This is a genomic window from Sinorhizobium sp., assembly GCF_059070375.1.
This window is the reverse complement of record NZ_JCACWC010000003.1, coordinates 412,602-435,673: the sequence shown is the minus strand read 5'-3', so window position 1 is coordinate 435,673 and position 23,072 is coordinate 412,602. Positions and strand designations below refer to the sequence as shown.

Annotated in this window: 21 protein-coding genes; 10 read left to right on the top strand and 11 right to left on the bottom strand. The window is 63.5% G+C overall.

Going from position 1 to position 23,072, the window contains the following annotated elements; genetic code table 11:
* Positions 1-92: 92 nt before the first annotated feature.
* The gene (gene mutS, locus AC5J09_RS14135; protein WP_494297853.1) at positions 93-2,843 is read right to left on the bottom strand and encodes a DNA mismatch repair protein MutS; all 2,751 of its coding nucleotides are present in this window, start codon (positions 2,841-2,843) and stop codon (positions 93-95) included.
* Positions 2,844-2,945: 102 nt separating this feature from the next.
* On the opposite strand from mutS, the gene AC5J09_RS14130 reads away from it, so the two are divergent.
* Positions 2,946-5,231, top strand: a complete 2,286-nt coding sequence (locus tag AC5J09_RS14130; RefSeq protein ID WP_100669765.1) for an NADP-dependent malic enzyme — start codon at positions 2,946-2,948, stop codon at positions 5,229-5,231.
* Between the two features lie 278 nt (positions 5,232-5,509).
* Here AC5J09_RS14130 and olsB read toward each other — a convergent pair whose 3' ends face one another.
* The 5 genes from olsB to AC5J09_RS14105 form a co-directional block, all read right to left on the bottom strand.
* A complete protein-coding gene (gene olsB / locus AC5J09_RS14125; RefSeq protein WP_018093998.1) occupies positions 5,510-6,400 on the bottom strand; it encodes a l-ornithine N(alpha)-acyltransferase in 891 nt (296 codons plus the stop codon).
* A gap of 117 nt (positions 6,401-6,517) precedes the next feature.
* Positions 6,518-8,800: a hybrid sensor histidine kinase/response regulator gene (locus AC5J09_RS14120; RefSeq protein WP_494297852.1), complete on the bottom strand. Its 2,283-nt coding sequence runs from the start codon at positions 8,798-8,800 to the stop codon at positions 6,518-6,520.
* A gap of 47 nt (positions 8,801-8,847) precedes the next feature.
* The gene (gene lspA, locus AC5J09_RS14115; RefSeq protein ID WP_100669767.1) at positions 8,848-9,348 is read right to left on the bottom strand and encodes a signal peptidase II; all 501 of its coding nucleotides are present in this window, start codon (positions 9,346-9,348) and stop codon (positions 8,848-8,850) included.
* Positions 9,345-10,205, bottom strand: coding sequence for a TrmH family RNA methyltransferase (locus AC5J09_RS14110; protein ID WP_275596897.1), 861 nt, complete (start codon positions 10,203-10,205; stop codon positions 9,345-9,347). Before AC5J09_RS14110 ends, lspA begins: the two co-directional genes overlap by 4 nt.
* Complete coding sequence (locus AC5J09_RS14105) at positions 10,202-11,377, bottom strand: class I SAM-dependent methyltransferase (protein ID WP_494297851.1); 1,176 nt, start codon at positions 11,375-11,377, stop codon at positions 10,202-10,204. Before AC5J09_RS14105 ends, AC5J09_RS14110 begins: the two co-directional genes overlap by 4 nt.
* A gap of 171 nt (positions 11,378-11,548) precedes the next feature.
* Between AC5J09_RS14105 and AC5J09_RS14100 the strand changes: the two genes are divergently transcribed.
* Complete coding sequence (locus tag AC5J09_RS14100; RefSeq protein WP_018093993.1) at positions 11,549-12,007, top strand: SRPBCC family protein; 459 nt, start codon at positions 11,549-11,551, stop codon at positions 12,005-12,007.
* A gap of 28 nt (positions 12,008-12,035) precedes the next feature.
* On the opposite strand, the gene AC5J09_RS14095 is transcribed toward AC5J09_RS14100, so the two are convergent.
* From AC5J09_RS14095 to sppA, 3 genes are all read right to left on the bottom strand, one after another.
* A complete protein-coding gene (locus AC5J09_RS14095) occupies positions 12,036-12,380 on the bottom strand; it encodes a hypothetical protein (RefSeq protein ID WP_018093992.1) in 345 nt (114 codons plus the stop codon).
* A 191-nt stretch (positions 12,381-12,571) separates the two neighbouring features.
* Positions 12,572-12,883, bottom strand: a complete 312-nt coding sequence (locus AC5J09_RS14090; RefSeq protein WP_003527713.1) for an integration host factor subunit beta — start codon at positions 12,881-12,883, stop codon at positions 12,572-12,574.
* A gap of 104 nt (positions 12,884-12,987) precedes the next feature.
* Positions 12,988-13,947 (bottom strand): signal peptide peptidase SppA, encoded by a 960-nt coding sequence (gene sppA / locus AC5J09_RS14085; protein ID WP_275596899.1) that lies wholly within the window; start codon positions 13,945-13,947, stop codon positions 12,988-12,990.
* Between the two features lie 339 nt (positions 13,948-14,286).
* Here sppA and lptC point away from each other — a divergent pair, with 339 nt between their 5' ends.
* From lptC to ptsN, 6 genes are all read left to right on the top strand, one after another.
* Positions 14,287-14,955 (top strand): LPS export ABC transporter periplasmic protein LptC, encoded by a 669-nt coding sequence (lptC, locus tag AC5J09_RS14080; RefSeq protein WP_494297850.1) that lies wholly within the window; start codon positions 14,287-14,289, stop codon positions 14,953-14,955.
* A gap of 31 nt (positions 14,956-14,986) precedes the next feature.
* The gene (locus AC5J09_RS14075) at positions 14,987-15,547 is read left to right on the top strand and encodes an LptA/OstA family protein (RefSeq protein WP_018093989.1); all 561 of its coding nucleotides are present in this window, start codon (positions 14,987-14,989) and stop codon (positions 15,545-15,547) included.
* Positions 15,548-15,566: 19 nt separating this feature from the next.
* Positions 15,567-16,373, top strand: coding sequence for an LPS export ABC transporter ATP-binding protein (lptB, locus tag AC5J09_RS14070; protein WP_379937238.1), 807 nt, complete (start codon positions 15,567-15,569; stop codon positions 16,371-16,373).
* Positions 16,374-16,546: 173 nt separating this feature from the next.
* The gene (gene rpoN, locus AC5J09_RS14065; RefSeq protein ID WP_494297849.1) at positions 16,547-18,091 is read left to right on the top strand and encodes an RNA polymerase factor sigma-54; all 1,545 of its coding nucleotides are present in this window, start codon (positions 16,547-16,549) and stop codon (positions 18,089-18,091) included.
* A gap of 264 nt (positions 18,092-18,355) precedes the next feature.
* Positions 18,356-18,928, top strand: a complete 573-nt coding sequence (gene hpf / locus AC5J09_RS14060) for a ribosome hibernation-promoting factor, HPF/YfiA family (RefSeq protein ID WP_100669775.1) — start codon at positions 18,356-18,358, stop codon at positions 18,926-18,928.
* Between the two features lie 174 nt (positions 18,929-19,102).
* Positions 19,103-19,567: a PTS IIA-like nitrogen regulatory protein PtsN gene (gene ptsN, locus AC5J09_RS14055; RefSeq protein WP_100669776.1), complete on the top strand. Its 465-nt coding sequence runs from the start codon at positions 19,103-19,105 to the stop codon at positions 19,565-19,567.
* 121 nt (positions 19,568-19,688) lie between these two features.
* Here ptsN and grpE read toward each other — a convergent pair whose 3' ends face one another.
* Positions 19,689-20,315 carry a nucleotide exchange factor GrpE gene (gene grpE / locus AC5J09_RS14050; RefSeq protein WP_026168514.1) on the bottom strand — a complete coding sequence of 209 codons (627 nt, stop codon included), beginning with the start codon at positions 20,313-20,315 and terminating at the stop codon, positions 19,689-19,691.
* 158 nt (positions 20,316-20,473) lie between these two features.
* A complete protein-coding gene (gene hrcA, locus AC5J09_RS14045; protein ID WP_003527730.1) occupies positions 20,474-21,553 on the bottom strand; it encodes a heat-inducible transcriptional repressor HrcA in 1,080 nt (359 codons plus the stop codon).
* Between the two features lie 257 nt (positions 21,554-21,810).
* Between hrcA and rph the strand changes: the two genes are divergently transcribed.
* Together rph and AC5J09_RS14035 are read left to right on the top strand one after the other, a co-directional pair.
* The gene (gene rph, locus AC5J09_RS14040; protein ID WP_018093983.1) at positions 21,811-22,530 is read left to right on the top strand and encodes a ribonuclease PH; all 720 of its coding nucleotides are present in this window, start codon (positions 21,811-21,813) and stop codon (positions 22,528-22,530) included.
* Positions 22,531-22,652: 122 nt separating this feature from the next.
* Entirely contained in the window at positions 22,653-23,066 is a 414-nt protein-coding gene (locus AC5J09_RS14035) for a VOC family protein (protein ID WP_494297848.1), read from the top strand.
* The last annotated feature ends 6 nt before the right edge of the window (positions 23,067-23,072 follow it).

The window sequence follows — 23,072 nt, the reverse complement described above, 5'->3', positions numbered from 1 at the left end:
AGGGGCGTCCTGTCCGACTTAGATCATTTGTTGCAAGCGCCGCTGTATAGCCCTTTTGCCGGCCGAATGACAGGGGAAATAGCCCGGCGAAATCAGCGGTTGGAAAGCTCCTTCTTGAGCGCGTAAAGCGCGTCGAGCGCCTCGCGCGGCGTCATGTCGTCCGGGTTGAGCGCCTTCAGGGACTCCTCGACCTTCGAAGGACCCGACGATGCCCTCGCCGCCTCCTCTCGCCGGACGGCGACCTGGAACAGCGGCAGGTCGTCGATCAGCTGGCTCGCCGGATTCTTGCGGTCGGCATCCTCGAGCTTGGCGAGCACATCCCTCGCGCGGGCGACGACCGACGGCGGCAAGCCTGCAAGGCGGGCGACCTGGATGCCGTAGGAGCGGTCGGCTGCGCCCGGGCCCACTTCGTGCAGGAATATGACGTCGCCGTCCCACTCCTTGACGCGCATGGTCGCGTTCGACAGCCGCACGAGCTTTTCGGAGAGCACGGTCAACTCGTGGAAATGGGTCGCGAAGAGCCCGCGGCAGCGATTGACCTCGTGCAGATGCTCGACCGCCGCCCAGGCGATTGACAGGCCGTCGAAGGTCGCGGTGCCGCGCCCGATCTCGTCGAGGATCACCAGCGAGCGGTCCGTCGCCTGGTTGAGGATCGCCGCCGTTTCGACCATCTCGACCATGAAGGTCGAGCGCCCGCGGGCGAGATCGTCCGAAGCGCCGACGCGCGAGAAGAGCCGGTCGACCACGCCGATATGCGCGGCGGCCGCGGGCACGAAGGATCCCGTCTGGGCCATGATCGCGATCAGCGCGTTCTGGCGCAGGAAAGTCGACTTGCCGCCCATGTTGGGACCGGTGAGGAGCCAGATCGCGCCGCCCTGCTCGCCGTTCGGCGGAGAAAGATCGCAGCCGTTGGCGACGAAAGGATTGGCAGCCTGGCGCCGCAAGGCCTGCTCCACGACGGGGTGGCGTCCTCCCTCGATCGCGAACATTCGCGAGCGGTCGACCGTAGGGCGCGTGTAATTCTGCTCCTCCGCAAGCACCGCGAGCCCGGCCGAGACGTCGATCGTCGCGAGCGCCAGCGCTGCCGCCTTGATCGCCTCGGCCTCGGCGACCACCTCGCGCGTCATGGCCTCGAAGGTCTCGACCTCGATCGCCAGCGCCCGGTCCGCGGCATTGGCGATCTTCGTTTCGAGCTCGGCAAGCTCGGTCGTGGTAAAGCGCATCGCATTCGCCATGGTCTGGCGATGAATGAAGCGGGCGCGGCCGGCATCGGTGTCGGTCATCGATCCGGCGTTGCCGGCGGTCACCTCGATGAAGTACCCCAGCACGTTGTTGTGCTTGATCTTCAGCGACTTGATGCCGGTTTCTTCGCAATATTGCAGCTGCAGCCCTGCGACCACGCGGCGCGACTGATCGCGCAGCGCCCGCATCTCGTCGAGTTCGGCGCTCGCGCCCTCGCGGACGAAGCCGCCGTCGCGTTTCAGAAGCGGCAGTTCCTCGGCAAGGGTTGCGTCGAGGCGCGCGAGCAATTCCCCCGGCAAGGCCGCGATCGTGTTGCGCGCTTCGGTCAATTCCGCCGAGAGCTCGGCGCCCGTAAGGAGCGCCGATATCGCCGCCGCGGCCCGCATGCCGGCCTGGATGGCACCGAGATCGCGAGGGCCGCCGCGGCCGAGCGCGAGCCGCGACAGGGCCCGCGGCATGTCCGGCGCCCTGCGAAGAGCGTCGCGAACATCCGTCGTAAACCGCGGCTGATCGGCCAGCACCTCGATCGAATCGAGCCGCTGGTTGATCCGCTCCGGGTCGGTCAGAGGCGACATCAGCCTTTCGGCGAGCAGCCTGGCGCCCCCGCTCGTCATCGTACGGTCGAGCGACTTGAGCAGGCTGCCTTCGCGGGAGCCGAAAAGCGTCTTGGCGAGCTCCAGATTGGCGCGGGTCGCCGGATCGATGAAGAGTGTCGAGGCGGCGCTTTCCCTTTCCGGAATGCCCAGCGCCGGGCGCTCCTGGAGCTGGGTTTTCTCGACATAGGAGACCGCCGCCGAAGCGGCCGCGAGCTCGGCGCGCGAGAAGCTGCCGAAACCGTCGAGCGTCCCGACGCCGTAATAGCGCGATATGCGCCCCTCCGCCGTCGCGCTGTCGAAGAGGACGGCCGGCTGCGGCACCGCGACGCGCCCGAGCACGTCGAAGACGGCCCTGAGATCGGGATCGTGAAACACGGTGTCGGGCACGATCAGCTCGCGCGGTTCGATGCGCAATATGTCGGCGAGCAGGCGGCTCTCCGCCGTCTCGGCGAGGCGGAAGATGCCCGTCGAAATGTCGATCCAGGCAAGGGCGTAGGCCGGCTCCGAGCCGCTCCTGATGCGCGCCAGCGCCATCAGATAGTTCGATTCCGAAGGCGAGAGCAGCTTCTCCTCGGTGATCGTTCCCGGCGTCACCAGGCGCACGACATCGCGGCGCACGACCGATTTGCTGCCGCGCTTCTTCGCTTCGGCCGGGTCCTCCACCTGTTCGCAGACGGCGACACGGTAGCCGGATGCGATCAGCTTCTGCAGGTAATCGTCGGCCGCATGCACCGGCACGCCGCACATCGGAATTTCCTGCCCCATGTGCTGGCCGCGTTTCGTCAGCGTGATACCGAGCGCGCGCGAGGCCTCGACCGCATCCTGGAAGAACAGCTCGTAGAAATCGCCCATGCGGTAGAACAGGAGCGAATCCGGATTGTTCGCCTTGATCTCGATGAACTGCTCCATCATCGGCGTGGCAGTGGAGCGGCTCTCCTCGCTTGCGAGATCGGACACGGAAAGGACGTCGCCCGAACGGTTCGATGCATCCATCAGGAAATTCATGATTGTTCCAAAAAAAGAGATGTCACACTATCCGCAAGCATTTATAGACGACAACAACAAAGAGGCTGACCAGGAGGGTCGCCCACAGGAGGTTGAGGAAACATGCCGGGTATCGACAAGACCGACCGCGCAATGACCAGCGTCACGGCGCAGGAAGCGCTCGATTTTCACTCTCAAGGTCGCCCCGGAAAACTGGAAATCTCGCCGACCAAGCCGATGGCGACGCAGCGCGACCTTTCGCTTGCCTATTCGCCCGGGGTCGCCGTTCCAGTCAAGGCGATCGCCGACGATCCGGCGACGGCATACGACTACACGGCTCGCGGCAACATGGTTGCGGTGATTTCCAACGGCACGGCGATCCTCGGCCTCGGCAATCTCGGCGCACTCGCCTCGAAGCCCGTCATGGAGGGCAAGTCCGTCCTCTTCAAGCGCTTCGCCGACGTCGATTCGATCGACCTCGAGGTGGATACCGAAAACGTCGACGAATTCATCAACTGCGTCCGCTTTCTCGGTCCCTCCTTCGGCGGAATCAATCTCGAGGACATCAGGGCGCCGGACTGTTTCATCATCGAGCAGCGGCTGCGCGAAGTCATGGACATTCCCGTCTTCCATGACGACCAGCACGGCACCGCGATCATCGCCGCGGCAGGCCTCGTCAATGCGCTGACCCTGACCGGCCGCGACTTCAAGACGGCCAAGCTCGTCTGCAACGGCGCGGGCGCGGCGGCGATCGCCTGCATCGAGCTCATCAAGGCGATGGGCTTCAACCCGGCGAACATCATCCTCTGCGATACCAAGGGGGTCATCTACAAGGGCCGTACCGACGGCATGAACCAGTGGAAGTCCGCCCATGCGGTCGAGACCGACCGCAGGACGCTCGCCGAGGCACTTGACGGCGCCGACGTATTCTTCGGCCTTTCGGCCAAGGGCGCGCTTTCCGCCGACATGGTCCGCTCCATGGGCGCACGGCCGATCATCTTCGCCATGGCCAATCCCGATCCGGAAATCACGCCTGAAGAAGTGGCCCTGATCCGCGACGACGCGATCGTCGCGACCGGCCGCTCGGATTATCCGAACCAGGTCAACAATGTTCTCGGCTTCCCCTATATCTTCCGCGGCGCGCTCGACGTGCGCGCCTCGACGATCAACGATGCGATGAAAATCGCCGCGGCGGAAGCGCTCGCCAATCTCGCCAAGGAAGACGTTCCGGACGACGTCGCCGCTGCCTATCAGGGCAACCGCCCGCGTTTCGGGCCGCAATATATCATTCCCGTCCCCTTCGATCCGCGCCTCATATCGGCGATCCCGATGGCTGTTGCAAAGGCGGCCATGGAGACGGGCGTCGCCCGCAAGCCGATCGAGGACCTCAAGGCCTATGGACAGCAGCTTTCGGCGCGGCGCGACCCGATCGCCTCGACGCTGCAGCGCATCGTCGAGCGCGTTCGCCGCCAGCCGAAGCGGATCGTCTTTGCCGAAGGCGAGGAAGTGCAGATGATGCGCTCGGCGATCGCCTATGCCAACCAGCAACTCGGCACGGCGCTCCTGCTCGGGCGCGAGGAAGTGATGCGCGAAACGGCCGAGCGCGAAGGCATCGACCTCGACCGTGCCGGCATTCAGATCGTCAATGCGCGCCTGTCGAAGCGCGTCGGCGCCTATACCGATTTCCTCTATTCGCGCCTGCAGCGGAAGGGCTATCTCTTCCGCGACGTGCAGCGTCTGATCAATACCGACCGCAACCATTTCGCCGCCTCGATGGTGGCGCTCGGCGATGCGGACGGTATGGTGACGGGCCTTACGCGCAACTATTCGACCGCGCTCGAAGACGTGCGCCGCTGCATCGACCCAAAGCCCGGCCACCGGGTGATCGGCGTGTCCATTGCGCTCTGCCGCGGCCGTACGGTGCTCGTCGCCGATACCGCGGTGCACGACATGCCGACGTCCGAGGAGCTGGCGGATATTGCCGAGGAAGCGGCCGGCCTCGCCAAGCGGCTGGGCTATGTCCCGCGGGTGGCGATGCTCGCCTATTCGACCTTCGGCCACCCTTCCGGCGAACGCTCGGAGCGGGTACGCGAGGCGGTAAAGATCCTCGACCGGCGCCGCGTGGATTTCGAATATGACGGCGAAATGGCCGCCGACGTGGCACTCAATGCGCGGGTGATGGAGCAGTATCCGTTCTGCAGGCTTTCCGGCACCGCGAACGTGCTCGTCATGCCGGCTTTCCACTCGGCCTCGATCTCGACGAAGATGCTCCAGGAGCTGGGCGGCTCGACCGTGATCGGCCCGCTGCTGGTCGGCCTCGACAAGTCGGTCCAGATCGCCTCCATGTCGGCAAAGGACTCCGACCTCGTCAACCTGGCCGCGATCGCTGCCTATAACGCCGGGACGTGACGCGGGTCGGCGGAAAGCCGGAAAGCTGCTGACACTTCGGCTGTTGCGCGTCGCCAGGCTATGGTTGGAGCAAGCCTCAAGATCGCGCGAGCGCTCAAAACAAGAGCCCGCTTCCCGGGAACGGAGGCGGGCTCAATGTATCATGGCTGACCAATTTCGTTCGTGATGAAAAGTCGAGATTTGCTCGCGGAGCTACCCTCGCAGGCAGAGCGGCGAATGTTCTCCTTTATGGTTCAATATGCTTCCGTCATGAAAATTCGAGGTGCGGCGATAGACGATCAGGACACCGACGAGGAGAAACGCCCCGCATCGGCGCCGTAATAGTTCAGGTAACGCCCGGAAATATTGCTGATCGGCAGGACGATCAGAACGTCGGTGGTGCGGAACGCTTGATCGACCACCGCCCCCTCGCCGACCATCGCACCGAGCCGCATATAGCCCTTGATCAGCGGCGGAAGCGCCGCGAGCGCTTTCTTCGGGTTGATCGCCTCCGGAGGCATCAGATCCATCGTCCGGTAGAGCTCCGGCCGGGCGGAAACCGCCCACTCGTCCCGGACCCGGACGTTATGATGCAGAAAGGAGAGCGCGAGCGCGTGCTCTTCGGGAACCACGCCCGGAAACGAACCGCAGCCGAACATCGCATCGATCCCGTGCTTCAGCGCATAGGCCCAATTGCCCTGCCACAGCAGTTCGACCGTGCGCCTGGTGCGATATTCCGGCAGCACGCAGGAACGTCCGAGTTCCATGAAGCGCTTGTCGGGATGACGCGAGAGAAGTTCGCCTATCGCAAACTCCGAGGCCGAGTAGAAGCCGCCGGTCCGCTCGGCAACGTCCTGGCGCAGCAGGCGGTAGGTTCCGACGATCTGCTCCTCCGCATCGCCCTCGATGGATGTATCGAGGACCAGCAGGTGGTCGCAGATCGCATCCCAGCTGTCGATGTCGCGCTTGCGTCGGCCGGCCTCGGGCGCCACCTGCGCCTTCATCTCCTCGACGAACACCCTGTAGCGGACTGCCTGCGCCGCATCGACCTCGGCTGCCGAACGGGCAAGGCGGGTCTCGAGATTGGCGATCCGTCCGAGAACATCGCCAGCCGGAGCCGCAACTGCCTTGCGGATGTAAGCATTGGAGGTGTCAACCACGCCCATCGAATCCAGAAGTTCGATCGTCATATCGTGTCATCCCGAACCGTCATTGCTGCCGGGCTTAGACCACGTTTCTGCAACAACATAGTGACACCAGGGCCGTATACAACCCCGACGCGGCCCGGTGCCCCGAAGCGAGGGATTCTAATTCGTAACGGGGTCCATGAGGCGGGTGACTTCGGCAAGGAGCCGCTGCGGGTCGGCGGGTTTCGCCAGCACGGCGTCCGCTCCCGCGGCTCGAAGGCGCTCATCGAGATCGCCGCGCGCGTCCGCGGTCAGGACGAGGACCGGCACCCGCCGCCTGCCTCCCGCGGCCTCCGCTTCACGAAGACGCCGGAGCACGTCGAGACCATCTCCGCCCGGCATGTTGAGGTCGGTGACGATCAGCGGCGGCGGGGCGGAACCGGCCGAGCGGAGTGCGGCTTCGAGCGTCTTGAAGTCCCCGACATGATCGACGGCACGCCCGGTACGGCTGAGAACCGACCGCAGGACGAGTGCATTCACAGGGTCGTCCTCGGCAAGCAGGATGGCGCGAATGTCCGCCGTCGCGACCATCGACGCCGGCTCCTCCCGCAGCACCGGTCTGTTGTCGTTGATCGCGTCGCGTTTCTCCATTCCTCTGAGCCGCCCGAGCAGCACCTCGACCAGCGATCTCTCTCGAAGCGGGCGGATCAGCCAGGCCTCATATCCGCCGAGCCGGCTCACCGGATGGCTTGCGCGCTCCTCGGGGCTGATGAGATAGGTTCTGCGCAAACGCACGCCGGCGATCGCCGGCTCGCGAGCAAGAAGCTCGCGAAACTGCGCCGCATGACGGTGATCGACGATGACATCCGTCAGCGGCAGCCGATTGCCGAGCGCGCCGGCCACGACCCGTTCTGCGATTGCAAGTGTCGAAGCCCGGTGGCACGTACCGCCCAGCGTCTGGATCGTGGCGGCAAGCGCGGCCGAGGAGGGCCCCTCGGGCGCCATGACAAGCACCTGTGCACCCGCCAGAATGCCGCGCCGAACGGGAACGGTCGAGAGACCGGCGCCAGCCATCGGGAAGCGGATCTCGAACCGGCTTCCCTCGCCGGACATGCTCGTGGCGGTCAGGCTGCCGCCGAAGGCCTCCATGATCCGCCGGGATATCGCGAGGCCGAGCCCGGTGCCTTTGGCACGCTGGGCGTCATCGCCTGCCTGCTCGAACTCTTCGAAAACGCGCGCGAGCTCGTCGGCGGACATGCCGGGGCCGCTATCGTCGATCCGGATGCGCATGGAGCCGTTCTCGATATCGACGGAGACGAAGACGCCGCCCTTCTCGGTGAATTTCACCGCGTTGCCGACCACGTTGAACAGCACCTGGCGCAGGCGCGCCGCATCGAAGAGCATCCGCTCCGGTACCTCGATGGCGACCGTTGCGCCGATCTCGATGTTCTTCTCGTGCGCGCGGGGCGAAAGCATCTCGACCACGTTCTCGACTGTCTGGCGCAGATCCTCCTGCGACGGGCGCAGCTGGAACCGTCCGGCGGCAAGCGACGAAAAATCGATCAGGTCCTCGACCAGTTGAACGAGGGTGTGGCCGGACTGCTGCATGCCGGCGAGATAGTTCTTCTGCTCTTCCGACAACCGCGTCTCGGCAAGCAGCCGGCTCATGCCGAGGATGCCGGAGAGCGGGGTACGGATTTCGTGACTGACGGTGGCGAGCAGACGGGACTTCGCCCGGCTCGCCTCCTCGGCGCGCCGCCGCGCCTCCTCCCTCCGGCTTGCTGCCAGCATTTCCTCGGTAACATCGCGAGCGATGCTGTGGCGCATCAACCGGCCGCGCGCCGGGTCGCGGACATGCACGTCGTGCCAGTCGTAGAGCCGCGTGCCCGCGGGCGTATAGATATGCACAAAGTAGCGGTCTGGGCCCGGCTTCGGCTCGAAGCGCAGTCCCAGCTCCGCGCAGGTCAGCCCTCGCGCGTCCCCGCATCCGCAAAGCTCATGGAAGGCGCCATTGGCCTGCATGATCCTGCCATCAGGGTCGCGGACGATGGCGAGATCGCCCATGGCGTCATGGATCGTCGCAAGCGCCGCGGGTTCAATGCCTTGCCGTGCGGGGTCCTGCGCAGTCTCGCCGGCACCGACGACCCATTTCCCGGACGCCTCGTCGCGGCCGGACAAGAGCAGGAAGGCGCCGGCCATGCCGCCAGCCGCGATGATCGCCGGCAGCAGGTGCAGACCCGCGCTCGCACCGACGGCGAGGAGCAGCATTGCGGCAACGATGCCGGCGAGAGCATAGGCGATGCGCGCGACCGGCGGCCCTGCCGAGGGGTAGCCCAACGACCGGCGCTGCCAGATGACGGCGGCGCCGAGCTTCACCGTGGGTGCCGCTGATGCCGTCCTGCCGGCTCCCGACCCCGTGTCCGCGCCAGCCCTCATCCGCTCTCGAAACATCCGCTCGCTCATGCCCGCGGACTAGCACGGCAAGCCTTCCGAATGCCTTCAGCCGACGCCTAAAGTTTTAGGGAACGCTCCTTTTTCGCCTGCAGCAGTTCATCGAGAATGATCGCGCCGGCGCCGACGGTGATGAAACTGTCCGCAAGGTTGAAGACGGCAAAGGACCAGGTGGCCGTGTAGAACAGGATATAGTCGATGACATAGCCGAAGAGCAGCCGGTCGACGAGATTGCCGAGCGCCCCGGCAATGATCATCGCGTAGCCCAGATGGGCGAAGAACCGGTCCTTCGGCGTGCGGCGCCACAGCCAGAGCACGAAGGTGACGACCGCCAGCCGGATGCCGACGATGAACCACCCCTCCATGCCGGAGAGCATCGAGAAGGCGACGCCGTAATTGTAGGTTCGGTAGAGGGCGAGCATCGGCACGACCGGCACGCCCTGTTGGAACGGCAGATACGCCTCCACCAGATATTTGACGAACTGGTCGGCGGCGAGCGCGACCAGAATGAAGAGCGCGATCGGGAGCGGCCGCGAGAAAAGTGTCTGCTCCTCCTTCATCGGCCGCCATCCAGAGACAGGAGGTGGCGCCGAGCCTCGAACAGCATGATGCCGGTCGCGATGGCGAGATTGAGCGAATCGGCACGCCCCGCCTGCGGAATGCGGGCGAGTGCGCCAGCCTCGCGCGCGAGTTCCACCGGCAGGCCCGCCTGTTCATTGCCCATCAGAAGCACGACCGGCTTCGATTTGTAGTCGATCGTGCGATAGTCGACGGAACCCGCCAGATGGGTCGCGACCACCTGAACGCCGGCCGCTCTCTGCCAGCGTATGAAATCCTCCGTATTCGCCCGCGCGATCGGCATGGCGAAAACCGAACCCATGGTTGCCCGCACGGTCTCGAGCGAAAAGGGATCCGTGGTTTCGCCGACCAGGATTATCCCGGAAGCCCCGGCCGCGTCGGCGGTGCGGATGATGGTGCCGAGATTGCCCGGGTCGCGCACGCGGTCGAGCGCCACATAGGTCTCCCCCTCCTGGGGACGAATATCCTTGAGCGGAGAGTAGCGCTGCTCGAAGATGCCGACGACCATCTGCGGATTGTCGCGTCGTGTGATGGTGGAGATCACCTTCTCGTTGACTTCGAGGACGAGCCCGCCTCTGGCGACCGTTTTCGCGGCCACCTGCTCGACCTGAGGCTTGCCCTTCGCCGCCTTGGCATAGACGAGCGTCTTGATCTTCCAGCCGAGATCGAGCGCGTCGATGACGAGCTTCAGCCCCTCGGCCATGAAGGAGCGCGTCTCGTCGCGATGCTTCTTCTGCGTCAGGGCCCGGATATCCTTGACGATCGGATTGGTGAGGCTGGTGACCTCCTTCACCTGCCCGACGCGTGCCGTGCCGTGGTCGCTTCTTTCGTTGATCATTTCGGCACCCAGCGGCTGAAGAGAGAGGTGGAGAGTGCGCGGCCCGGTGCAGTGCCGTCGAGGCCGCCCTCGCGGATGATGAGTTCGCCCGATTCCACCCGACCGCCACGCCCGCGCATGGTCTCGCGCATGAGCTCGTGGATCGAATAGAAGCTCGCCCGGATCGAATAGGCGGTGAGCACGAGGCCCCGGGCGTCCGGCGACAGGATCTCGCGGCAGATGTCCAGCATCGCGGCCAGGTGATCGAACAATTGCCATACTTCGCCGTTCGGACCGCGGCCGAACTTCGGCGGGTCGGCGAGGATGATGTCGTAACGGCTGCCCCGCCGCTCCTCGCGTTGGATGAACTTCATGGCGTCGTCGCAGATCCAGCGGATCGGCAATGTCTCGGCGCGCGCCAGGACCTGGTTCTCGCGCGCCCAGCCGATCGCCTTTTTGGAGGCATCGACATGCGTGACCTCCGCGCCCGCCTTGGCGGCGATCAGCGAGGCGACGCCGGTATAGCCGAATAGATTGAGAACCTTCAGAGGCCGGCCGGCTGCGGCTACCTGGTCGCGCATCCACGACCAGTGGGCGAGCTGTTCCGGAAAGACGCCGACATGGCGGAAGGAGGTGAACCGGCCGAGGAAATCCGTATCGAGGAGCTGCATCGGCCAGGTCTCGCCGAGCACCTCGCCCGGAAAACGCCAACGCCCCATGCCGTCCTCTTCGGTATCGCCGGTGAAGACGGCATCGGCCCGCTCCCATATCGATGCCGGCAGGGCCTTCGGCCAAAGCGCCTGTGCCTCGGGGCGGACGATACGATAGGGACCGTATTGTTCGAGCTTCTCCCCATCACCGCTGTCGACCAGGTGATAGCCCGCAGCAGCGGCGGTCTCGAGGATAAGCGGCACCCTCTCGGCCGGCTTCTCGCCGCTTCTCGGCTCGATGCGCCGCGTCGGAGCACTCTCCTGGACGGACGGCCGCTCGCCCTTGCGCGGCGCCGTTTCCGGGGGCGGCCCTCCTGCCGCTGTCTTGGGCCCGGTCTTCGCCCTGGCCCCCCCCTTCGTCCTGGGCCCGGCGCCTTTTGCGGGCGGCAGCCGTTGGTCGTGGCGGCCGCCGCGCGCCTCGGCGCCCCGGCTTTTTGCCGCCGTCACCGATGCGTTCTTCGATCGCCGGTCTTTTTCCTTCACGCGCTGATCCTTGGACTTCGTTCAACCATTCGGCGCAGCCACTCTCGACCGATTTTACGCGCCTTCGCCACGTCCGTAGCATGTTCAGCCTGCAAATAGCATCGCCGGTGCTCTTGGCAAAGCCGTTTCCGATTGCGAAGATCGCCAACAAGAGTGGACGGGAGGACCGGCATGAATATGAGCGGAGAGGAACGTATCGCGGCTGACCGAGACGCGGTTTGGCGTGGCCTGAACGATGCGGACATTCTGAAGCGATGCATTCCCGGCTGCCAGTCTCTTGAATTGAAATCGCCAACCGAGCTTGCGGCCGTGGTCAAGATCAAGATCGGCCCCGTTTCCGCATCCTTCAACGGCACGGTCGTTCTGTCGAACCTCAATCCCCCCGCGAGCTACACCATATCCGGCGAGGGCAAGGGCGGAATAGCAGGCTTCGCCAAGGGCGGCGCCGACGTCACGCTACTGGACGAGGGCGCGGAAACCGTGCTGCGCTACGACGTCACGGCGGAGATCGGCGGCAAGCTTGCCCAGCTTGGCTCGCGCCTCGTCGATTCGACGGCGCGCAAGCTCGCCCAGCAATTCTTCGCGGATTTCAACTTGGCGGTCAGCGGCAAGGCCGAGGCGGCGAGCTGAGGGCTCGGAACGCGCTCAGCACCGATCCTCAGCCTTGCGGCGCGGGTAGGCTCGCTTGCGTCGCCAGCTTCTCCGCCTGGCCGCGCTGCTTTTCGGCCTCGCGATGCCATTTCAGCGCCTCGTGGGCCTCGCTGCGCGCGCGACGCCGATATTTTCCCTGGGTGAACCAGGTCACGGCAGCGCCGAGCACGAGACCGACAATGACGGCGAGAAAGAGAAATACGAAAAACGGAGCCGAGATCGAAAGCACGCTGTCGGCGGGATTGAACGGATTCAGCGCAAGCGTTGCCGTCTGGCGGTTGGCCACGCTCAGGACGATCAGCAGCACTCCGAGCGGAACGAAGACGACGATATTGATGAGTTTCTTGAGCATGCACCCGCTCCGACCAGAATGTTAATGCATGTCGCCCGGAATTGTGGGGCGGCTTCGCGACAACGACATGCATACGAATAGTGACATAAAGCGGGCCGCCTTGTTTCGACACGCTTATGAGGCGGAGAGCCGCACGATGTGCGGAACTCGGCGCCCGCGCGAGAGGCGCCGATCCCTGTGCGCCTCGTTCGTCAGTCGTCTTCACCGTTATTGTTGTCGTTCATCCCCGGATTGAGCCGCTCACGCAGTTCCTTGCCGGTCTTGAAGAAGGGCACCCACTTTTCTTCGACGAAGACGGAATCGCCGGTGCGTGGGTTGCGGCCGGACCGCGATGGCCGGTTCTTGACCGAGAATGCGCCGAAACCGCGCAGCTCCACCCGGTTGCCGGCAGCAAGCGCGTCCGTGATCTCATCGAGTACCGCATTGACGATATTTTCGACATCGCGGTGGTAGAGATGCGGATTGCGCGCCGCCACAATCTGCACCAGCTCTGACTTGATCACGTTCGCCCCCCTTGGTTTTTTTGGCTTGTTTGTCTGCGTTTGCGCATTCGGGAAGGCTCGCCTGGAGCTACGGCCTCGTGACGCGGCTAGCACACGTGCCTTCCTCAATGCCCTTCAACCTGCCAAACCGAAACAAGACCGTCAAGAAACAACTTGTCCAGGCCGGTCTTTTCGAGGCTCTTCATCGTCGGAAAAGCCTCATATCCCAACGCCTTGACCGCTTCGGCCAGGAGCGATCCGAGGCCGAAGGACAGCGCGCCGCTCGGCGCTTCCCAGTCGAGGACGGGAAGGTCCTTCGAGACCTTTCGTTCGGCCAGAAACGCCCTGATTTCATCATCGCCGCCGAGCTCGTCTACCAGTTTACCTTCCAGCGCCTGCCGCCCGGTGAAGATCCGGCCATCCGCAAGGGCCAGCGCTTCCGGCCGCTGCAGTTTGCGCCGCTCGGCCACCAGATCGACGAACCATCCGTAGCTGTCGTCGATCATCGCCTGAATCATGGCTCTCGCCTCGTCGCTCGGAGGATGAAACGGCGACGGTTCGGCTTTGAGAGGCCTCGATTTTATCGATTCAAGCGAGACGCCGAGTTTGTCCATGAGGGTCTTGACCTGCGGATACTGGAAAATGACGCCGATGGAGCCGGTGATCGAGGTCTCCCCGGCAACGATCCGGTCGCCTGCAAGGGCGATCAGATAGCCGGCCGACGCGGCAAGCGTGCGCACATCCGAGACCACCGGCTTCTTCTCGGCGACCTTGCGGATGGCCTTGTAGATGACCTCGCCGCCATAGGTGGTGCCGCCCGGCGACGAGATCGTCACGATCAGCGCCTTGACGGACTGGTTGTCGGCGATCCGCTCAAGCCGCTCGACCAGCTCCCGGTCGTCCTGGATAAGACCTGTAACGGCGACGCGCGCGACGTGATCGCGCGCACGCTCCGTCACGTCGCCCCAGCCTGAAAAGGCAAACAGCGCGAGGCCGCCGGCGACGAGAACGGCCACCGCCGCCCAACGCCAGAAGCTCAGCTTTCTGCGCAGGCTGCGGCGGTCGGCAATGGCGAGTTCGTCCATGGGTGTCTCCGATTTGTGGTAAGGGGTTCTGTCAGTTTCCCGCGGAACATGCTATCCGCCTGAGACGCGGCAAGCTAGGGCAGTCTGCAACGCGACGCACGGGAATACACGCCGGGCCGACGCGGGTTGCTGCATGAAACCCCTTGGGGTTTGACGCGGCATGGAGTAGAGCATGCCCGGCGGATTGAAATAGTGCGGCCGGATTGTCTTACAATGCAAAGTTTGCACCGCTCCATTGCCGGGCGGCAGCAAGATAACCATATTCGCCGTGGCTTACGCCGATGTATGTATATGTGTCCCTCGGACTGCCCGAGGTCAGAGGAAACTGACAGGCCCTTGATGCTGAACGAAGCCCGATCCCCCGCAATCTTCGCCGATGTGGGTACGAGCTCTGCCGATGCCTATGCTTCGGCGGCGCGGCATTCGGCGCGCGTAAGGCGCCTGAAAGTCCTGCTGCCGCTCATCGCCGGCGCGGTTGCGCTGATCTTCGTCGCCGTTTCCTTCGTGCGCGCTTTCCTGCCCGAAGAGCTGCAGCTCGAGACGGCCACGATCGAGAACGGCAAGATCGTCATGCAGAACCCGGCGATTTCCGGCCGCAACAAGCAGGATATCAGCTATTCGATGAAGGCTGAGCGGGCGCTTCAGGATATCGCCAACCCGAACCTGATCACACTCGAGATCATTCACGCCGAGATGCCGGTCAACGATACGCTGATCGCCACGGTCGATGCGACGAGCGGTATCTACGACCGCGGCGCGAATACGCTCGACATGAACGCCCCGTTCACGATTTCCATGAATAATGGCGTCAATGCCGATTTCCAGTCCGCCTATCTGGACATCAATGCCGGCGAAATGGAGACGAAACAACCGATTGCCATCAGCATGAAGGGCGGATCGATCATTGCGCAGAAGCTGCGAATGACAGATAAGGGACGTGTCGTAACATTCGAAGGCATGGTAAGGGTCAATATCGAACCCAGCGCCATTCGCAAAAACGCAAAATAACAGGACCCCAAGAACAGGATCCCCTGCAGCCATGTCGGTCAAACCTGCCGCTCTCATAAGGATTTCAGCCGCTCTGGCCGTGGCCGGGCTCGGCGCTTCGCTGATTGCTTCCGCCGCCCTCGCGCAGGCAACCTCCAGTCGCATGCAGGGCCTTCAGCTTTCAAACGACCAGCCGATCCAGATCGAGAGCGACAAGCTGGAGATCAAGGATCCGGAAAGCAAGGCGATCTTCACCGGTAATGTGAAGGTCGTCCAGGGCACGACGACGCTGCAGGCCGGCAACATGACCGTCTTCTACAAGGCGGGTGGCGGCTCGGTCACCAGCGGCAACGCCGATATCGATCGGATCGAGGTCAGCAACAAGGTGTTCCTCAGCTCCGGTGCGCAACAGGCGACGGGCGAAAGCGGCATCGTCAACCTCACCAACCAGACGATCGTGCTCAAGGGCAAGAAGGTCGTGCTGTCGGAAGGCAAGAACGTCTTCGTGGGCTGCCAGTTGAACGTCCAGATGGACACCGGCGAAGCGCAGCTCGACGCCTGCGGCGGCCGCGTACAGATCCAGCTCGATCCGCAGTCCCGCAAGACGAACTGACATAGACCCGCTCGTGCAGATTCCTTTCCTCCAAAAACGCAAACGGGGCAAAAAGCCGTCGGCGGCAGCGACAGCTGCCCGCGCGGTCGACAAGGCGCGCTACGACGGCACGCTGATTGCCCGGGGCCTGACGAAATCATACCGCTCGCGCCGCGTCGTCAACGGTGTCTCGCTCGTCGTGCGCCGCGGCGAGGCTGTCGGCCTGCTTGGTCCGAACGGCGCAGGCAAGACGACCTGCTTCTACATGATCACCGGCCTCGTGCCGGTGGACGAGGGCTCGATCGAGATCAACGGCAACGACGTCACGACGATGCCCATGTATCGCCGGGCGCGCCTTGGCGTCGGCTACCTGCCTCAGGAGGCCTCGATCTTTCGCGGGCTGACGGTCGAGGATAACATCCGCGCGGTGCTGGAGGTTCACGACGAGAACGTCGACCGCCGCGAGAGCAAGCTCAACGATCTGCTTGGTGAATTTTCGATCACGCACCTGCGCAAATCGCCGGCCATCGCGCTATCGGGCGGCGAACGCCGGCGCCTCGAAATCGCCCGTGCGCTTGCGACCGACCCGACCTTCATGCTGCTCGACGAACCCTTTGCAGGCGTCGATCCGATCTCCGTCGCCGATATCCAGGCGCTCGTGCGTCACCTCACTTCGCGCGGCATCGGCGTCCTCATCACCGACCACAATGTGCGCGAGACGCTCGGGCTGATCGATCGGGCCTATATCATCCATGCCGGCGAAGTGCTGACGCATGGCCGCGCCAACGACATCGTCACCAACCCGGACGTGCGCCGGCTTTATCTCGGCGACAATTTCAGCCTCTGACATCTGCCGGCAGCGTGCATTCCGGCAGAACGGACGACCGCCGGCTGAATTGGCACCTCCGCCGCCGTCCGTGCTTGACCAAATTCCAGTTATAAGCAATTTTTGGGCCAACTAAAAAAGGGCCCGTCCAAGCGGACACGGCTCGGAGAACTCGACGGGAGTTTCACGCCAGCATGGCCTTGTCCGCCAGCCTTCATCTGAGACAGTCGCAGTCGCTGGTCATGACGCCGCAGCTGATGCAGTCGATCCAGCTGCTTCAGATGAACCATCTGGAGCTCAGCCATTTCATCGCGCAGGAAGTCGAGAAGAACCCGCTGCTGGAGGTCCAATCAGCCGATGAGGCAACGACATCGGATCGCGAGGATGGCAGTCCGCATCCGGCTGAGACCGGCGGCGAAATCGACGAAGCGGCAGGTCAGAGCGACCTATACGACAGCGCCATGTCGAGATCCGGCGAGAGGCTCAGCGAAGGCTTTGACGCCGACTTCGCCAACGTCTTCCCCGACGATACGGCGCCGCAGCGGGCGGATGCGCCCGAGCTTCTCGGCCAATGGAAATCCATGCCGGGCGCCGGCGACGCCGAGGGCTACGATCTCGACGATTTCGTTGCCGGCCGCAAGACGTTGAGGGAGGCGCTCGCCGAGCAGCTGCCCTTCGCACTCAGCACTGCCTCCGATCGGCTGATCGCCCTGCATTTCATCGACCAGCTCGACGATGCCGGCTACCTGCACGCCGACCTCGCCGAGACGGCCGAGAAGCTGGGCGCGGCCGGCGAGGACGTGGCGCGCGTGCTGCAGGTGCTTCAGCAGTTCGATCCGCCGGGGGTCTTTGCGCGCACGCTCGGCGAATGTCTTGCCATTCAGCTGCGCGCCCGCAATCGCCTCGACCCGGCGATGGAAGCGCTCGTGGCCAATCTCGAGCTCCTGGCACGGCGCGATTTCGCAAGTCTCAAGAAGATCTGCGGCGTCGACGAGGAAGACCTGGTCGATATGCTCGCCGAGATCCGCAAGCTCGATCCGAAACCGGGCACCAGCTTCGAAACCGGTGTCTTCGAGGCCATCGTTCCCGACGTCGTCGTGCGTGCCGCACCCGATGGCGGCTGGCTGGTCGAGCTCAATCCGGATGCCCTGCCCCGGGTTCTCGTCAACCACGACTATTTCACCGAAATATCGCGCTCCAGCAGGAAGAACAGCGGCGAACAGGCCTTTCTCAACGAGTGTCTGCAAAATGCGAACTGGCTGACGCGCAGCCTCGATCAGCGCGCCAGGACGATCATGAAGGTGGCAAGCGAAATCGTCCGGCAGCAGGACGCCTTTCTGGTCCACGGCGTCGGCCACCTGCGCCCGCTGAACCTCAGGATCGTCGCGGATGCGATCAAGATGCACGAGTCGACGGTGAGCCGGGTCACCTCCAACAAATACGTGCTGACCCCGCGCGGGCTCTTCGAATTGAAATATTTCTTCACCGTTTCGATCGGCTCGGCGGAAAACGGCGATGCACATTCGGCCGAGTCCGTGCGCCATCGCATCCGCACGATGATCAATCAGGAAAGCGCCGATGCCGTGCTCTCGGACGACGATATCGTCGACGTCCTCAAGAAAGCCGGCGTCGATATCGCCAGACGCACCGTCGCAAAATATCGCGAGACGATGAGCATCCCTTCCTCCGTCCAGCGCCGCCGCGAGAAACGCGCGCTGGCCAAAACCACAGCATTCTGAGCATTTCCGGGCGGCCGCAAGCGCGTAAGCCGGGTTGCGCTTTGGGCTCTCGCCTGCGGAACCGCCGGGGCTCGATGAACGTTTAATCCCACGACGCGCAATTGACTCTCCGCGGTACAGCGGATATGAGGCCGCCGCGCTTGCATAGAGGCAGCGCGCGCTCACGATTTCGGTTGTTCGGGACTCCCGTCGCTGAAGTGCTTGGATGACGGGGGCGCTTGGAATAGACTGGGCACGCAATTCACGAACAAGAGAGGAAACTCCATGAGTGTGCGTGTATCCGGTAAACATATGGAAATCGGCGATTCGTTTCGCGTCCGCATCGGCGAGCAGATCGAGCAGGCCGTAACCAAATATTTCGACGGAGGATATTCGAGCCAGGTCACTGTGGAAAAGTCAGGGTCGCGATTCAGCGCCGACTGCAAGCTTCATCTCGATACGGGCGTGGTATTGCAGGCAAACGGCCAGGCGAACGAGCCACAGTCAGCCTTCGACGCGGCTTCGGAGCGCATCGAGAAGCGGCTCCGGCGCTACAAGCGCAAGCTCAAGGACCATCACAACGGCAACGGGCAGAATGCCACCGAAGTGGCCTATCGAGTGATGGACTCGGTGCCCTTCGAGGACGAGGAAGTCCCCGACGATTATGCGCCGACGATCGTTGCCGAAACGACGAAACAGTTGAGAACAATGTCCGTCGCCAATGCCGTTATGGCCTTGGACATGACGGATGAACCGGTGCTGATGTTCCGCAGCCCCGGCAAGGATGACCTGAACATCGTCTATCGGCGCAACGATGGGAATATTGGCTGGATCGACGCCGCCAATATCAAGGCATGAGTGGGGATGGGGGAAGCCAGCCGGACTGGCGTCCCCCGTCTTTCCGATCAGCGGGACGGCGGAAAAGCTCGACTTTTCTGTGCATTCGACCCGCCAAGACAAAGATGGGTAGAGCCATCACGGCGCATTTGTGATGAGATTGCCAGGCTCTAACCGGCGAACGAGGATAAAAGAATGGCATTGGCAGGCTTGCTGCATCAAAATGCGATCATCCCGGCCATGAGGGCCAACTCGAAGAAGCAACTCCTTCAGGAATTGGCGGCAAAAGCATCGAAGCTCACCGGTCTTCCGGAGCGGGAGATCTTCGACGTCATCCTGCAGCGAGAAAGACTCGGCTCGACCGGGGTGGGCAACGGCATCGCCATCCCGCACGGCAAGCTCAGCAGTCTGCCGTCGATCGTCGGTATCTTTGCGCGGCTCGATACGCCGGTGGATTTCGAGGCATTGGACGACCAGCCGGTCGACCTCGTCTTTCTGCTGCTTGCACCGGAAGGTGCCGGCGCCGACCACCTCAAGGCGCTCTCGCGCATCGCCCGCGTGCTGCGCGACCACGACATGGTGTCGCGTATCCGAGCGAGCGACTCGGCAAGCGCGATCTACACGCTGCTTAGCGACGACACGACCTCGCACGCTGCCTGAATATCTTCTGCCTGCTGCCCTGCCGAAGCCGGTTGGAAGAGGATGCGATATTTCGAACAATGACGAAGGGCCGCGCACCTTGCAGAGTGCGCGGCCCTTCGCAAATCGCATTCATGCGCCGTCAGGCAGCAGGCGTCTCGCTTTCAGAGGACGCGGCTTTCGGGCCGCCCTTGGCAACACCGACCATTGCCGGGCGCAGAACGCGTTCGCCGATCGTGTATCCCGCCTGGACCACCTGGACGACCGTGTTGTTCGGGACCTCGGTGTTCGGGACCTCGAACATGGCCTGGTGGAAATTCGGATCGAACTTCTGGCCGGTGGGGTCCAGCTGCTTCACGCCGTGACGCTCGAGCGCCGCGAGCATCGACCGTTCGGTCATCTCCACGCCCTCGATGAGTGCTTTCAGGCCGGCATCGCCCGCCTCTCTGGCGTCGGCCGGAATCGCATCCAGCGCGCGGCGCAGGTTGTCGGAGACCGCCAGCATGTCGCGCGCGAAGCCCGCGACGGAATAGGACTTCGCGTCCTTCACGTCACGTTCGGTGCGCCGGCGCAGGTTGTCCATCTCCGCAGCGAGGCGAAGATATTTGTCGCGCAGTTCCGCACTCTCGGCCCTGGCAAGCTCAAGCGGATCCGGCGCGGTCGTGGAAGCATCCGCCTCCGGCTTCTCCGCGGCTTGCGGCTCAGCGGCTGTTTCGAATTCTTCAGGCGCCGCGGCCTCGGGTCCGTTCTTGTTCGTTTCGTCGGTCATGACGTTCTCCGAATTTCTGTCTTTTGCTCTGTTCGGCATCATCAAACCAGCGGAAGTCGCTTTGCTTGAACGTTCTGTTGCCTGGATTTGAAGCCCGATATCGATGTTTGGGCCCGAAAAATCAAGGGTCGATTGCTTCATCGATCAAAAGGATTCGCTCAGCGCGACAGCCGCGACATGAGCTGCGCGGTGTAATCGACCATGGGAACGATGCGGGAATAGTTGAGTCGGGTCGGCCCGATGACACCGACCGCGCCGACGATGCGGTCGTCGCTGTCGCGATAAGGAGCGACGATCAACGAGGATCCGGAGAGTGAAAACAGCTTGTTTTCGGAACCGATGAAGATGCGCACGCCCGGGCCGCTCTCGGCGAGGTTGAGGATCTCGATCAGGCTATCCTTCTTTTCGAGGTCATCGAAGAGCATGCGCAGCCGCTCAATGTCGTCCGTCCCTTCCAATCCTTCGAGCAGATTGGCGCGGCCCCTGACGATCAGCCGCGCCGGCTGGCCGTCGCCCTCGCTTCCGGACCAGATCGCCAGCCCGCGCTCGACCAGGTCCTGCGAGAGCGCGTCGAGCTCGCCGCGCACCGTCTCCTTGACCTTTTCCAGTTGCGTCCGCAATTCGGGGATCGTCTGACCGGCAAGGTGAGCGTTGACGAAGTTCGCCGCTTCGGTGAGCTGGGCGCTGGTGATCCCGGCCGGCAGCTCGATGATCCGATTCTCCACCTGATCGTGCTCGCCGACAAGCACCGCCAGTGCCTTGGTCGGCGCCAGCCGGATAAACTCGACATGCTTGAGAACGGGATCGCTCTTGGTGGTGATGACGAGACCTGCGCCGCGCGACATGCCGGACAGCATCTGGCTCGCCTCGGTAAGAAGGTTTTCGACCGACCGGTCGCGATTTCCCGGGTGAACCTGCCTTTCGATCGAGGCGCGTTCCTCCGGCGAGAGATTGCCCACCTGCATGAAGGCGTCCACGAAGAAGCGCAGGCCCAGCTGCGTCGGAAGCCGGCCGGCGCTGACATGGGGGGAATAGATCAGGCCCAGATCTTCGAGGTCGCTCATCACGTTGCGAACCGAGGCCGGCGACAGCGACACCGGCAACAGCCGAGAGAGATTGCGCGAGCCCAGCGGCTCCCCGCTTTCCAGATAGCTCTCGACAATGCGGCGGAAGATCTCGCCGGAGCGCTCGTCCAGCGCCGATGCGATCCCCTTCGTTCCAGGGTTGCGCAGTACCATGTCACTCCGTGATCAGTATTCCGTGTTCGCAAAGAATATAGTGATCCGCACGGGGAATGGCAAAAGGGAAAAATCACTGCGAAGCTTCGACATCAAGCGGTTCCCTTTGCCCACGCCATGATCTAGAAGGCTCACGAAAGCGCCGCGTGTCTTCAGACGCGCAAAGGCCGCTGGAGCACTTTGAATTCTGCATGGTCTTGTCCTTGAACCGAACAGGACTCGAAGCAACATGCAGTCGGGATCGACAGGAGTTGACGATGCGGCCATCCGGTAGAAAAATCGACCAAATGCGCAAGGTCTCGTTCGAGCGCAATTTCTCCAAGCATGCGGAAGGATCCTGCCTGGTACGCTTCGGCGACACGCATGTTCTGTGCACCGCCAGCCTGGAGGAAAAAGTTCCGGCGTGGCTGCGCAACGGCGGCAAGGGCTGGATCACCGCGGAATACGGCATGCTGCCGCGTGCGACCGGCGAGCGCATGAGGCGCGAGGCGGCGACCGGCAAGCAGAGCGGCCGCACGCAGGAGATCCAGCGGCTGATCGGGCGGTCGCTCAGAGCCGTGGTCGATCTTCCGGCGCTCGGCGAACGTCAGATCTCGATCGACTGCGACGTGCTTCAGGCCGACGGCGGCACGCGCACTGCGTCGATCACCGGCGCCTGGATCGCCCTCCACGACTGTTTGAAGTGGATGGAAGCGCGCAACATGGTCAAGCTGGAGAAGGTCCTGAAAGATCATGTGGCCGCCATTTCCTGCGGCATCTTCGCCAATCAGCCGGTCATCGACCTCGATTATCTCGAAGACTCGGCTGCGGAGACGGACGCCAATTTCGTGATGACGGGCAGCGGCGGCCTGGTCGAGATCCAGGGAACGGCGGAAGGCAAGCCCTTCAGCGAAGAAGAATTCGCAAGCCTGATGCTGCTCGCCAAGAACGGCATTGCCGAACTCGTCGAAATGCAGAAGCAGGCGATAGCAGGCTAGACTGCTCTCTGCTGCACGGCAGCAGTGAGATGATCTGACGCTTCGACAATATGCACCTCCGGACGGAACACCGTCATGGCTTTTCCGGAAGTGCTCTGGATCACTTGAGAGGAACCGGTCCGGTGCCGACATTCGAAGGCATTCTGGAAACCGCGCTTTACGCGGACGATCTCGATCAGGCCGAGGCCTTCTACGGAACGGTCCTCGGCCTTGAAAGGATCACGCGCGCCGGCAGTCGCCATGTCTTCTTCCGCTGCGGCGAAGGCGTGTTGTTGATCTTCAACCCGGCGGAGACGGTGAGGCCGCCTGCACCGGGCGCACTTCCCGTGCCTCCGCACGGGACGAAGGGCAACGGGCACATGTGCTTCCGGGTCGCCGCGGAGGCGCTCGACGCCTGGAAGGCGAAACTGGAGGCAGCCGGGGTTGCGATCGAGGCGGATATCCGCTGGCCGAACGGCGCCCGCTCCTTCTATTTCCGCGATCCGGCCGGCAACAGCCTGGAATGCGCGGAAGCGGGCCTCTGGGCCAGGGATTGATTTCGG

Excerpts from the sequence above, each read along its gene's own strand:
- mutS (WP_494297853.1), bottom strand. The coding sequence starts at position 2,843 with ATGAATTTCCTGATGGATGCATCGAACCGTTCGGGCGACGTCCTTTCC.
- AC5J09_RS14130 (WP_100669765.1), top strand. The coding sequence starts at position 2,946 with ATGCCGGGTATCGACAAGACCGACCGCGCAATGACCAGCGTCACGGCG.
- olsB (WP_018093998.1), bottom strand. The coding sequence starts at position 6,400 with ATGACGATCGAACTTCTGGATTCGATGGGCGTGGTTGACACCTCCAAT.
- AC5J09_RS14120 (WP_494297852.1), bottom strand. The coding sequence starts at position 8,800 with ATGAGCGAGCGGATGTTTCGAGAGCGGATGAGGGCTGGCGCGGACACG.
- lspA (WP_100669767.1), bottom strand. The coding sequence starts at position 9,348 with ATGAAGGAGGAGCAGACACTTTTCTCGCGGCCGCTCCCGATCGCGCTC.
- AC5J09_RS14110 (WP_275596897.1), bottom strand. The coding sequence starts at position 10,205 with ATGATCAACGAAAGAAGCGACCACGGCACGGCACGCGTCGGGCAGGTG.
- AC5J09_RS14100 (WP_018093993.1), top strand. The coding sequence starts at position 11,549 with ATGAATATGAGCGGAGAGGAACGTATCGCGGCTGACCGAGACGCGGTT.
- AC5J09_RS14095 (WP_018093992.1), bottom strand. The coding sequence starts at position 12,380 with ATGCTCAAGAAACTCATCAATATCGTCGTCTTCGTTCCGCTCGGAGTG.
- sppA (WP_275596899.1), bottom strand. The coding sequence starts at position 13,947 with ATGGACGAACTCGCCATTGCCGACCGCCGCAGCCTGCGCAGAAAGCTG.
- lptC (WP_494297850.1), top strand. The coding sequence starts at position 14,287 with ATGCTGAACGAAGCCCGATCCCCCGCAATCTTCGCCGATGTGGGTACG.
- AC5J09_RS14075 (WP_018093989.1), top strand. The coding sequence starts at position 14,987 with ATGTCGGTCAAACCTGCCGCTCTCATAAGGATTTCAGCCGCTCTGGCC.
- rpoN (WP_494297849.1), top strand. The coding sequence starts at position 16,547 with ATGGCCTTGTCCGCCAGCCTTCATCTGAGACAGTCGCAGTCGCTGGTC.
- hpf (WP_100669775.1), top strand. The coding sequence starts at position 18,356 with ATGAGTGTGCGTGTATCCGGTAAACATATGGAAATCGGCGATTCGTTT.
- ptsN (WP_100669776.1), top strand. The coding sequence starts at position 19,103 with ATGGCATTGGCAGGCTTGCTGCATCAAAATGCGATCATCCCGGCCATG.
- grpE (WP_026168514.1), bottom strand. The coding sequence starts at position 20,315 with ATGACCGACGAAACGAACAAGAACGGACCCGAGGCCGCGGCGCCTGAA.
- hrcA (WP_003527730.1), bottom strand. The coding sequence starts at position 21,553 with ATGGTACTGCGCAACCCTGGAACGAAGGGGATCGCATCGGCGCTGGAC.
- rph (WP_018093983.1), top strand. The coding sequence starts at position 21,811 with ATGCGGCCATCCGGTAGAAAAATCGACCAAATGCGCAAGGTCTCGTTC.